Raw genomic sequence first — 11,662 nt, 5'->3', positions numbered from 1 at the left:
CGTCGTGGTCGTTTCACCCGTGGTCCCACCCGTCGTGGTGGTCTCACCCGTGGTCCCACCCGTCGTGGTGGTCTCACCCGTGGTCCCACCCGTCGTGGTGGTCTCACCCGTGGTCCCACCCGTCGTGGTGGTGGTCCCACCCGTGGTGCCGCCGGCGCAATTCGGACGAGTGATCACGTTGTTGATCATCGTCACGGCGGCGTTCCGTGCCAGCGCCCGGCCTTGGATGGTCGCCGCATCGTTCAAGGCGATCTGAGTCAGGGCCAGGATGTTGCCCACGAACGTGGTGTTGGTGTCGAGCGTGGCGGAGCTTCCGACCTGCCAGAAGACGTTGCACGGCGAGGCGCCGTCGACGAGGAGCACGCTGCTGTTGGGTGCCGTGATCAGGGTCGATTCGGCTTGGAACACCCAGACGGCGTTGGGGTCGCCGGCGGCATCCAGAGTGAGCTGGCCGGTGAGCTGGATACCGGAATCGGCGTGGTAGACGCCCGGACCCAGCGACTGACCCCCGAGGTCGACATCGGTGATGTCCACATCCTCGGGCTGACCGGCGGCGTCGTCGTACGCCGTGGTCAGGTCGACCTGCGCCTGGGCGGCGACAGCGTCCGTTTGGTGGATAACACCGTTCACCGTGCCATTCGGAGGACCTGTGAATCCGGTGATTGACGACCCCGGGCTCACTCCGAGGTCTCCGTTGACCACGGAAGGACCGGTATTGGTGACCGCCGAGCCGGCCAGCACCGCGAAACTGTCTGCCGTGCCAAGGGGAACAGCTGTTGCAATGGCCTTTGCTTGCGTCGGCGTCAGCGCCACTGTGACAGCGGCAATCAGCACCGTGAGGACCGCCGCGATCCAGGCGGACATTGTGCGCCAGTGAGGCGGACCAGAGATGTTCGATGTCATCAAGGGGCCTATTTCTGCGGGGGATGGTGGCAGGTCTTTCGCGGTTCTCACGGAGCTGCGACGAACCGCTCACCTCTTCCCGGCGGCAGACACCGTTGACTTCGATGACCGGGCCGAAGTTTCCGGGGAAAGGGGTCGACGTCAACATAACCGGGAGAGAACGCCAATATGAGAACCATTAGGGTGAGTCCTATCAAAGCGCTCACAGTTGACGAAATGTCATACAGGCTGAATATTTCACCCAGAGCGTCATGCCATCACGCCGCGGGGGTGCGCGACGCCAGCCGGCACACGCTGGGTCTGTTCGAGTCCGTCGGGGCCTTCGACTTACCCGAGGCACCGGAGCAGCTGCATGTGCTGGGGCTCGCGGAGTGACCGGCCGAGCCGCCGGGGTACCTCGCCGGACACGTCCCGGAGGCGCGTGACGGGCCACTCGCCCGGGCCGGTGAGCGTCCGCCCCGTCGCTAGGATCGACCGATGAACCGAGCCCGGAGGATCGACCGATGAACCGAGCCCCGAGCGAGTCACCCGCCGAGCGTGTCCGCGCCTTCCACCGCGCCTTCGGACTCGACTGCCGTTCCGTGCCCACACAGCCCTCGCCCGAACTCGCCCTGCACCGCCAGGATCTGCTCCACGAGGAGGTCGCCGAACTCGCGGAGGCGGCGGCGGAGGGCAGACTGGACCACGTCGCCCATGAACTGGCCGACGTGGTCTACATCGCCTACGGCACCGCGGCGGTCTACGGCATCGACCTCGACGCGGTGATCGCCGAGGTCCATCGCGCCAACATGAGCAAGCTCGGCCCTGACGGGCGTCCCGTGCTCCGTGCCGACGGCAAGGTGCTCAAGGGCGATTCCTACAGCCCGCCGGACGTCGCCGGGCTGCTGCGCGAGCAACGCGGGGCACACGACCCGGCGACTGAGCTCCGGGCGAGCGCCGTCGGGCCGGAGCGACCCCAGGACTCAGCCCCGGAGCGCTGAGCCGAGCGCGACGCCGTCCACCGTGCCCGCGGAGGTACGGGGAAGACGGTCGAGAAGGTGTACGGCGGGCTGGGGCCACCCGGACGGCCAGGCACGACGCACGGCACGCCGCCAGACGCGCTGATGCGTCGGCGATGCGTGAGTCCGGCCCGCCGCATCGCGGCTCCGCCGGCCCGTGGGCTGTCGACGTTGCGGCTGGCGCGGACCTGACACAACACCATGGAGAACTCCTGACGAAATGATATTGAGGCCCGCACTAGACACCTGGGTCCGGCCGGTCGATCGACGAGCCCGCCACCTCGCGCTCGATCCAGCGGCAGATCACGTCCACCACATAGGCGCGCTCCTCGCGGCTCAGTTCCCGCCCCTTGGGGATCTGGTGCCAGCGCTGGAGGCAGGTACGGCAGCAGGTCGCGGTCGCGTGTTGGGCGACGAAGACCGGGTGGCCGCGGTAAGGGGTCTGTTTGCCGTCCTTGTACGGCTCGGCCGGTCCCAGCCGCTTGGCAATGAGGTCGTAGGCGTGCCATCGCATCGTGGACGGCCCGCTCAGCTCGGCCGTGGCCCGCTCCCGACCGCGCAGATGGAACTTCGCGCGAAACGGATGCCGCGCGATGGTGTCCAGCCGTTCGTCGAGCGAGTCGGGCATCGGATCAGGCATCGAACGTTCCCAGGGAAGACAGCGGCCCCTCTCGATCGTATGCCTGACGGCCTGCGGATGCCGGAGCCGTGTGCGTACCGGCACTCATCCGCGCCGGCCACAGGCCTGCGCGGCCGGTACCTCGGAGGGCAAGGCGGTGTGCGGCCGCCGCCTCCGGGATGCGAACCCTGGACCTGCGGATGACGAGTTGCGTGACGGGCGTCGGCGAACGGCTCCGCAGCGGGCACCATTCGAGACCAGGAACCCCGACTCGCCGACCACCACGCAGGCGATACCGATCGGCTCCGCCGGAACAGGGCTGACAACGGCCGCGCCGGCATGCGATCATCGCGGCTGCCGGCGCTCCCCCCACGCCCCCCGTGCCGCCCCCACGCTCCCCACGACCGAGAGCGACCCACCGATACCCATGCACCAGGGTTTTCGCGCTGCCTGCGCCACGGCCGCCGCCATCGCCGCGGCCACCGCGGGACTTGCCCTGCCGGCCACCGCCCACGCCGCCACGCCCGTCTGTGCGGACGGCGTGTGGAAGGCGACGTACTACCCGAACACCTCCTTCAGCGGCCCTCCCAAGCTGACCGCCTGCGACACCTCGATCAACGAGGACTACGGCACCGGCGACCCGGCCGGGGTCACGCTGCCCCGCGACAACTTCACCGTCCGCTGGCAGACGACCCGCAACTTCGGCTCGGGCGGGCCCTTCAGCTTCAGCACCGCCGTCCGCGACGGCGTCCGCGTCTACGTGGACGGTGTCCGTAAGGTCGACATCTGGAAGAACGTCTCCACGACGCAGACCAAGACCGTCAACCTCACCATCCCCAGCGGCCGCCACACCATCCGCGTCGACTTCGTCGCCTGGACCGGCTACGCGAACGTCAAGTTCGGCTATGCCGCCCGCACGTCGGCCACCGTCGACACCGTCAAGCCCCTCGCCCCCGCCGGCGTCTCGGCGGCCTATGCCCCCGCCACCCTCAAGGCCACCATCCGCTGGGCGAAGAGCCCCGAGATGGACCTCGCCGGCTACCACCTCTACCGCCGCCTCGCCGGCACCAGCGCTTGGACGAGGCAGACCAGTACCCCGCTGACCGCCACGTCCTGCACCAACACCCCGCCCGCCACCGGCGCCGTGTACCAGTACGTCGTACGCGCCGTGGACAAGGCCGGCAACGAGTCCGGCGGCTCGGCCACCCAGTCCGTCACCACCACCGACAGGACCGCACCGGCCGCACCCACCGGGGCGGCCGCCGCCTCCGAGATGGACGGGATGCGCATCCGCTGGAGCGGGGTCGCGGGAGCGGTGTCGTACCGCGTCTACCGGGCGGCGAGCGCGGACGGCGCGTTCGCCGAGGTCGGCAGTACGAATCAGGTCTCGTACCTGGACACCTCGGCCGACGAGGGCGTCACGTCCTACTACCGCGTGACCGCGCTCGACGCGGCGGGCAACGAGTCCGCGCGTTCCAGTACCGTCAGCGGCACGCGCGGGGACCTCACCCCGCCGTCCGCCGTCACCGGACTGGCCCTCACCCCGACCGAGTACGGCTTCGCGCTGCGCTGGGACGCGAATCCGACGCCCGACCTGGGGCGGTACGTCGTCTACGCGGGCGAGCTCCTGGGCGACGAGGAGGAGAAGGTCTGCTCCGTCCACGAGGTGGAGTGGCTGTCGGCCGACACCACCTCGTACGCGTACGCCACCATCCCGGACGGCGACGAGCGCTGCGTGTTCATCGACGCCGTCGACGACGACTGGAACTCCCACTACAAGTGGACCCGCTCGCCCGAGATCGTGGTCGCGACCGAGCTCGACACGACGCCCAGCGTGGCGACCCCCGAGGGCTCGCCGCTGTCCGTCGACGTGTGGTCCGCAGAGGGCGACGAGGGCAATCAGGTGACGTGGTACGGGCTCGGCGAGGACTCCCCCGAGGCGGCCGGCGGCTACCGCGTCCACCGCTGGAACCCGGCCACCGGGGCCTACGAGAAGATCGCCGACCTCGACAGGTACGGGTTCGAGTACTTCGACACCAACGGCAAGCGCGGCACCACGTCCTACTACTGGGTGACCGCCGTGGGCGCGGACGGCACCGAGTCCCTGCCGGCGGGCGGCAGGGCGGTCACCGCACCGGCACAGTGACCTGAACGACGCCGAAAGGGCCGGGAGGTGATCAACCTCCCGGCCCCTTCCACACGTGCGCGTCGCCGGTCCGACCGTTGCCGACGTCAGCCGTCCCGCTTCGGCTTCGGCCGCCACACCGCCAGCGCGCTCGCCTGCTGCACGTCCTGGTACGGCACCGGATCGCGCCGGTACGACGCGTGCGCCTGCGCCTCGCGCCGGCTCCTGCCGGCCGCGAGCCCGCAACTGAGACCAGAACCGGGACCGCGAGCAGCCGGCAGCGCGGGACGAGCGCCGTCGCCGCATCCGTGAACGAGAGAGCCCCGGTCGGAGACGACCGGGGCTTTCTCTGTGCGGAGCCGCCTTCGGGACTCGAACCCGAGACCATTCCTCGCGCTTCAGCCCATGGGACGCATCGTCGCGCTTAGGGATCACAGAGGATCTGTATTTCCGCGAGGCAATCCGCCACTGCCTCCAGACAAGCCGCACGCCACAGGATCAATCCAGCCAATAACAAAAGTTTTGTCAATGTGACTCCATGGCCACCACCCCCGAACCCGCTCCCGGCGAAGGTCCCGTCCGCCCGGTCTCCGTCTCCCTCCACGAAGGCACCATCGCCGCCCTCAAGGCGCACACCGGCAAGCGCGGCATGTCCGCCTACGTCGAAGCCCTCATCCAGCGCCAACTCGAACGTGACCGGCTGCGCGAACTCATTGAAGACGCGGAGACCGAGCACGGGCCGGTGGATCAGGCAGCGGTCGAGGCCAAGCGGGCGCTCCTGCGCGGCGACGCAGCCGGCTCGGCGGACGCCACATGAGGGGCACCCTCGTCCTGGACTGCGAAGGCCTGTCCAAACTCGTACGCCGCACACCCGAGCTCACCGAGTGGCTGGCTGCGGCCGAGACGGAGGACATCCGCGTCATCACCAGCTCCGTCACCCTCGTCGAAGCCCGCGACCCCAAGACCAACCAGGCCCGCTTCGACTACGCCGTTTCGCGCGTCAACATCGTCCCGCAAACCGAAGCCATCGCCCGCCACGCGAGCAAGCTGCTCGCCGCAGCCGGCCTGCCCGGCCACAAATACGCCCTCGACGCCCTCGTGGCTGCCACCGCACTGGCCTCGCCCTCCCCCGTGACCGTTCTGACGTCAGACCCCGAGGACCTCCACATGCTGTGCGGCCCCGGTGTCCACGTCATCAAGATCTGACGCAGCGCGATGCCGGGTCGGCCGCGACCTCCGACTCGCTGCCGCTCAGCACAGCTCTGTCCATTCATCCGGGCGCCCACTGTCAGCGCACTGAAGTACGCCGTCTCTCCGCACGGTCCGGACCGCCGGTAGCACCGGGGGCCTGCGGCAGCTCGACGAGGCCAAGGCCAAGCGCGACGAGTACGCCGATGAGGTCACGCTGCTTAACCGGAAGCGTTCTTCACGCAGTTGCTCGCCCGTCTCTCTGTCGCCGGCGCGATCCTGATCGGCACCACGAACCCGACGGGCCGCGGCACTGGCTCAAAGCGAAGTACCTCGACCGGGAGCCGGAACTCGATCTCGCCTCCTGGCACTTCTAGCTCGCCGACAATCCAGCCTGGTCGCCCACCTACGTCAAGGCACTGTCCTTCGACGACGACCGGCATCCTGCTGCTGCTCGACCGGCAGTTCTTCACGCCCCGGATCGTGCCCGAGCGGCCCCGAGTGGTATCCGGTGGCTCTGTCACCGAGGACGCATCCTCGCTCGCGCAGACGCTGTCTCTCCTCCAGCAGGCGCAAGCAGTCTCGACTGATACGAAAGTGCGGCTGCTGCACCCCGATTGGGACGCAACAGCCGTGCAGGCCGCGGTCGACCGCATCCTCGTCGAGACCGGGCAGGCAGTGCCTGACCCGATGCAAGCCGGGGTCCTTTCATAGTTCGAGCGTCAGCTATCCCGCCTCAACGCTGCCCATGCCAACAGGGCATCACAGCATTGGCCGGTAACACCGAGCAGCACTAGCGCCCACACCACGATGGGCTCTTGTACGTGGCCACTCGCAATGACAAAGGCAACGCCACTGCCAGTGATGGCGCTCCATCGAACCGACGGGCGCGGAACCCTCACAACTAGGTCAGCCCGCGACCCAGTTGACGCGCTTCCTGACTGATTGCTCTTCACTCCACCGTGCTCCCTGATGGCAGGCCCGAATTGGGCGCGAGACAACGACAGAGCGTGTGTGCACAACACGTCTTGCCTGCCAACCAGTGTGGCATCAGAAGTGCCACCAGAACCTAGGAATCGAAGATAGAAAACATCTTCTCCCTTCGATGTCCCGAAATTATCTACATTCTGTCACGAGAGCGCTACAGCGAGTGGATGGTGATTTGCAATGATTCACCCCGTCATGGTCGTGAATCTCTCGGCCGCTGCCCGCGATCTCTACGCCGATGCCGAGCAGCGTCTGCTCGGCATCGTGGCGCGGCACCTCGCCGAGGGGTTCGAGGCGCCCGGTTGGGCGGTCGCCAAGCTGCGCGACGCCCCGCCTCTACGGCGAGCAGCGCAGGGCGTCGTCGACTCGCTCGCGACCGCCCTCGACCTTGAGGTGTTCTCGTCGGTCACCGAGGCGTACGACATCGGGGCGCGAGCCGACCTCGCGGAGCTCGGCGCCCTCTCCGATGCCGACGCCCGCCGGATCGCCGACAGCACTCCGAACGCGCGGACCGTGGATCGGCTCGTCGCCGAGACGATTGAGCTCGTCACCGAGACGCATCGCGGCATCCTCCGAGGTGTCGAGGACAGTTACCGGCAGATCATCAGCGAAGTGTCGGCGACGCCGCTCCTCGGCGTCGACACGCGCCGGCAGGCCACGCAGTGCGCGATCGAGCGATTCGCCGACCGGGGCTTGCGGACGTTCGTCGACAAGAGCGGGCGCGCGTGGCAGATGACGAGCTATGCCGAGATGGCCGTGCGGACCGCCGTCGGACGGGCCGCGGTCGAGACGCACGGCGACAAGCTGCGCGCCGTCGGCGTCTCCCTGGTGATCGTCTCCAACGCCCCCACAACTGCGATCTTTGCGCCCCGTTCGAGGGCAAGGTGCTTGCGCTCGACGGACCGGGCGGCACCCGGACGCTCGAGGTCGAGCACGCCACTTACGACGACCGCACCGTGCGGGTGAACGTCGCCGGCTCGCTCGACGACGCCCGCCGCGCGGGGCTGCAACATCCCAACTGCCGACACAGCACGAGCGCTTACCTCCCCGGAATCACCCGGGCCCCGGTCGAGCACTCCAAAGACCCCGCCAGCTACGAAGCCACGCAGCGGCAGAGGGGGCTCGAGCGCGCCATCAGGAAGTGGAAGAACCGCGCCGCCGTCGCCACGACCCCCGAGGCCAAGCGTGCGGTCGAGGCGCGGGTGCGCCAGTGGCAGGGCCGGATGCGCGAACACCTCGCCCAGCACCCCGAACTCATCCGCCGACGCGAGCGCGAGCAGCCCGGGGCTGGCAACCTCCCACCGGCCGGCGGCTATGCGGGCCGGCCGTCATGCCCAAGGCTGCGCGCGATGCCGCCGAGGCGACGGCGGCCATGGTGCCGAGGGGGCCGTGCGGCGGCCCGTTGCAGTCGTCGCAGAGGTCGAGGCCGAGCCCGCGAATGCCGAGGTCGCATCGGTTCCTGCTCAGCAGAATGGGCACGGATTGGGCACGCACAAGGGCGCGGAGATCATCGCGTTCCGCCCCCGATTGGTCGGGACATGAAAAAACCCCAGGTCACGGCGAGTGAGTCCTGGGGTTAATCCGAGCCGCCTTCGGGATTCGAACCCGAGACCTACGCATTACGAGTGCGTTGCTCTGGCCAACTGAGCTAAGGCGGCACGCTGCGGATATACGCGTCCTCGTGAGGACACGTTCGCATCCGCAGCGGCGCCAAGTCTACAGGGTTGTTTCGGGTGCCCCTGACCACCTCCCGGAGCCCCCGCGCGGCTGGTCAGCAGCGCTTGCCGTCCGGCGGAGGCGTCCCCTCGAGGAGGAAGGTGTTGATCGCCGTGTCGATGCAGCCGCTGCCGCGGCCGTACGCCGTGTGGCCGTCGCCGTCGTACGTCAGCAGCGTCCCGGACGAGAGCTGCTTCGCCAGGCCCTGCGCCCACTTGTACGGGGTGGCCGGGTCCCGGGTGGTGCCGACGACCACGATCGGCGGTGCGCCCTTCGCCTCGATGCCGTGGGCCTTGCCGGTGGCCGGGACGGGCCAGTAACCGCAGTTCAGGGAGGCCCAGGCGAAGCCCTTGCCGAAGACCGGGGAGGCCTTCTCGAACTCGGGCAGGGCCGACTGCACGGCCTCGGGGCCGGTGAAGGCCGGCGGAAGGTCCAGGCAGTTCACGGCGGCGTTGGCGAACATCAGGTTCGCGTACGAGCCATCGGCGTCGCGCTCGTAGTAGCTGTCGGCCAGCGCGAGCAGCGGCGCGCCCTCGCCGGCCTGGGCGCTGGTGAGGGCCTCGCGCAGCTGGGGCCAGGAGGACTCGTCGTACATCGCGGCGACCACACCCGTTGTGGCCAGCGATTCCACGAGCTCGCGGCTCTCGCCGGTCGGGACGGGCTTCTTGTCGAGCTCCGCGAAGAACGCCTTGAGGCGGGTGGTGGCGTCCGCGACGGACTCGCTGCCCAGCGGGCAGTCCGGCTGCTCGATGCAGTCCGCGGCGAAGGATCTGAAGGCCGTCTCGAAGCCGGCCGTCTGGTCACGGTTCAGCTCGCGGGCAGGGAGGGCGGGGTCCAGCGCGCCGTCGAGGACGAGACGGCCTGTGCGGTCCGGGAACAGTTCCGCGTACGTCGCGCCGAGGAAGGTTCCGTACGAGGCCCCCACGTACGACAGCTTCTGGTCGCCCAGCGCAGCGCGCAGGATGTCCATGTCGCGGGCCGCTTCGATGGTGGAGACATGGGGCAGGACCTGGCCGGAGCGCTTCTCGCAGCCCGCGGCGAAGTCCTTGTACGCCTTGGCCAGCCGCGTTCGCTCGGCCGCGTCGTCGGGAGTCTGGTCGACCTGGATGTACGCGTCCATCTCCTTGCTCGTGAGGCATTCGACGGGTTCGCTGCGGGCGACACCGCGCGGGTCGATGGCAACCATGTCGTAGCGGGCCCGGACGGGGGCGGGGTAGCCGATGCCCGCGTACGCCTGGAGATAGCCGATGGCGGAGCCGCCGGGACCGCCCGGGTTGACCAGGAGCGAGCCGATGCGCTTGCCGGGTCCGGTGGCCTTCTTGCGGGCCACGGCCAGCTTGATGGTCTCGCCCTCGGGCTCGGCGTAGTCGAGCGGGGCCTTCATCGTGGTGCACTCGAAGCCAGGGACACCGCAGGCCCGCCACTTCAACTGCTGGGTGTAGTACGGCTCGAGCGCGGGGGACGAACCGGAGGCGGCGTCGGAGGCGGAAGGCGAGGCCGCGGAGCCACCGGGCAACGAGCTTTCGGCGGTGCAGCCGGAGGCGAGCAGGCCGGCTGTGGCCAGCGTGAGGGCGGTGGTGCGCAACAGGCGCCTGGTGTCCATCTCCAGGAGCGTAACGGCCGCGGGGCGTCTGTGCCTGTTTGTGCTCGTTAGGGTGATCCGGTCAATCGCCCGGCGCCGCCCGTACGGCGTCAGCCGGCGCGCAGCGCCACGGTCATGGCCTCGATCGCCAGCAGCTGCGCCACATTGCTCTCCAGCGCCTGGCGGCATGCGACCACGGCCTCTATCCGGCGCAGCGTGCTCTCCGGGGTGGAGGCGCGGGCGATGCGGTCCAGGGAGTCCCGTACGTCCTCGTTGGCGAGCTCGACCGAGGAACCGAGCTGGAGCGCCAGCACATCGCGGTAGAAGCCCGTCAGATCGGTCAGGGCGAGGTCGAGGCTGTCCCGCTGCGTACGGGTCTTGCGGCGCTTCTGCTTGTCCTCGAGATCCTTCATCGCGCCGGCCGTCCCGCGCGGCATACGCCCCCCGGCGGCCGCGCCGAGCGCCGCCTTGAGGTCCTCCGTCTCCTTGATGTCGATCTCCTCGGCGAACTGCTGGGCGTCCTCGGCGGCGGCGTCGATCAGTTCCTGGGCGGCCTTGAGGCAGCCGCCGATGTCGTCGACGCGCAACGGCAGCTTGAGAACAGCGGCACGGCGGGCACGGGCCCGCTCGTCGGTGGCGAGCCGGCGGGCGCGGCCGATGTGCCCCTGGGTGGCGCGGGCGACGGAAGCAGCGACGTCGGGCTCGATGCCGTCGCGCCGGATCAGCACGTCGGCGACGGCGGCCACCGGGGGCGTACGGAGGGTGAGGTGGCGGCAGCGGGAACGGATGGTGGGGAGCACGTCCTCCAGGGACGGCGCGCACAGAAGCCAGACCGTCCGGGGCGCGGGCTCCTCGACCGCCTTCAGCAGCACGTTGCCGGCGCCTTCGGTGAGGCGGTCGGCATCCTCCAGGATGATCACCTGCCAGCGGCCGCCGGCCGGGGAGAGCTGGGCGCGGCGTACGAGATCACGGGTCTGTGCGACACCGATGGACAGCAGGTCCGTACGGATCACTTCGACGTCGGCGTGCGTACCGACGAGGCTGGTGTGGCAGCCGTCGCAGAATCCGCAGCCGGGTACGCCGCCGAGGGCACGGTCGGGGCTGGTGCACTGCAGTGCGGCGGCGAAGGCCCTGGCGGCCGTCGCCCGCCCGGAGCCGGGCGGGCCGGTGAACAGCCAGGCGTGCGTCATCCTCGACGCGGCGGTGGAGGCCTGCGCGGAGGCGTGCTCGGCGGTGACGCGGGCGTCGGCGTCCCGGGCGGCGGCGGCCAGCTCCGTCTGCACCCGCTCCTGGCCGACCATGTCGTCCCATACGGCCATGTGCCGTCACCGCCCTTTCGTACTGCGGTCTCCCATTGTGGGGGAGGGGGCCGACAATCCCTGCGGTGCGGGCCGGGGACGCGCTCTTTCCCTACCAGGCTCCGTCCCGGAACGTGGCGGCGAACACCGGGGCGCCCTCGGGGACGGAATGCGGGACGCCCGGCACCACACCACGCCCGATTCGCAGGGCGCGGCGCGCACTTCTCCGGCCCCGCGTCGGCTGAG

The 11,662-nt window shown here is 69.6% G+C and carries 10 protein-coding genes, 1 tRNA gene and 1 pseudogene; 6 read left to right on the top strand and 6 right to left on the bottom strand.

Annotation, left to right across the window (positions count from 1 at the left end):
- A partial coding sequence (locus tag ACFYWI_RS26995; protein ID WP_389237335.1) for an ice-binding family protein occupies window positions 1-864 on the bottom strand: 864 nt, incomplete at its 3' end.
- A gap of 542 nt (window positions 865-1,406) precedes the next feature.
- Here ACFYWI_RS26995 and ACFYWI_RS26990 point away from each other — a divergent pair.
- Window positions 1,407-1,883 carry a MazG nucleotide pyrophosphohydrolase domain-containing protein gene (locus ACFYWI_RS26990; protein WP_389237333.1) on the top strand — a complete coding sequence of 159 codons (477 nt, stop codon included), beginning with the start codon at window positions 1,407-1,409 and terminating at the stop codon, window positions 1,881-1,883.
- Window positions 1,884-2,139: 256 nt separating this feature from the next.
- Here the strand turns inward: ACFYWI_RS26990 and ACFYWI_RS26985 are convergent, their stop codons facing one another.
- Entirely contained in the window at window positions 2,140-2,541 is a 402-nt protein-coding gene (locus tag ACFYWI_RS26985; RefSeq protein ID WP_389237331.1) for a DUF4186 domain-containing protein, read from the bottom strand.
- Window positions 2,542-2,947: 406 nt separating this feature from the next.
- Between ACFYWI_RS26985 and ACFYWI_RS26980 the strand changes: the two genes are divergently transcribed.
- Window positions 2,948-4,666, top strand: a complete 1,719-nt coding sequence (locus ACFYWI_RS26980; RefSeq protein ID WP_389237329.1) for a fibronectin type III domain-containing protein — start codon at window positions 2,948-2,950, stop codon at window positions 4,664-4,666.
- A gap of 86 nt (window positions 4,667-4,752) precedes the next feature.
- Here the strand turns inward: ACFYWI_RS26980 and ACFYWI_RS26975 are convergent.
- Window positions 4,753-4,866: pseudogene (locus tag ACFYWI_RS26975) on the bottom strand (heat-shock protein HspR); the annotation flags it as partial.
- Window positions 4,867-5,183: 317 nt separating this feature from the next.
- On the opposite strand from ACFYWI_RS26975, the gene ACFYWI_RS26970 reads away from it, so the two are divergent.
- The 4 genes from ACFYWI_RS26970 (at window position 5,184) to ACFYWI_RS26955 (ending at window position 8,400) form a co-directional block, all read left to right on the top strand.
- Entirely contained in the window at window positions 5,184-5,462 is a 279-nt protein-coding gene (locus ACFYWI_RS26970; protein ID WP_389237327.1) for a hypothetical protein, read from the top strand.
- Entirely contained in the window at window positions 5,459-5,851 is a 393-nt protein-coding gene (locus ACFYWI_RS26965; protein WP_389237325.1) for a type II toxin-antitoxin system VapC family toxin, read from the top strand. Before ACFYWI_RS26970 ends, ACFYWI_RS26965 begins: the two co-directional genes overlap by 4 nt.
- A gap of 1,149 nt (window positions 5,852-7,000) precedes the next feature.
- The gene (locus ACFYWI_RS26960) at window positions 7,001-7,786 is read left to right on the top strand and encodes a phage minor capsid protein (protein WP_389237323.1); all 786 of its coding nucleotides are present in this window, start codon (window positions 7,001-7,003) and stop codon (window positions 7,784-7,786) included.
- Entirely contained in the window at window positions 7,705-8,400 is a 696-nt protein-coding gene (locus tag ACFYWI_RS26955; RefSeq protein ID WP_389237320.1) for a phage minor capsid protein, read from the top strand. Before ACFYWI_RS26960 ends, ACFYWI_RS26955 begins: the two co-directional genes overlap by 82 nt.
- A 4-nt stretch (window positions 8,401-8,404) precedes the next feature.
- Here the strand turns inward: ACFYWI_RS26955 and ACFYWI_RS26950 are convergent.
- The 3 genes from ACFYWI_RS26950 to ACFYWI_RS26940 all read right to left on the bottom strand — a co-directional run bounded on the left by ACFYWI_RS26950 (window position 8,405) and on the right by ACFYWI_RS26940 (window position 11,437).
- Window positions 8,405-8,478, bottom strand: a tRNA-Thr gene (locus ACFYWI_RS26950).
- Between the two features lie 113 nt (window positions 8,479-8,591).
- Entirely contained in the window at window positions 8,592-10,139 is a 1,548-nt protein-coding gene (locus ACFYWI_RS26945) for an alpha/beta hydrolase (protein ID WP_389237318.1), read from the bottom strand.
- A gap of 89 nt (window positions 10,140-10,228) precedes the next feature.
- Window positions 10,229-11,437, bottom strand: coding sequence for a DNA polymerase III subunit delta' (locus ACFYWI_RS26940; protein WP_389237315.1), 1,209 nt, complete (start codon window positions 11,435-11,437; stop codon window positions 10,229-10,231).
- Between the last annotated feature and the right edge of the window lie 225 nt (window positions 11,438-11,662).

This window comes from Streptomyces sp. NPDC002889, from assembly GCF_042888425.1.
GTDB lineage: Bacteria > Actinomycetota > Actinomycetes > Streptomycetales > Streptomycetaceae > Streptomyces.
The sequence above is the reverse complement of the archived record's forward strand: the minus strand, read 5'-3'. Positions and strand labels throughout refer to the sequence as shown.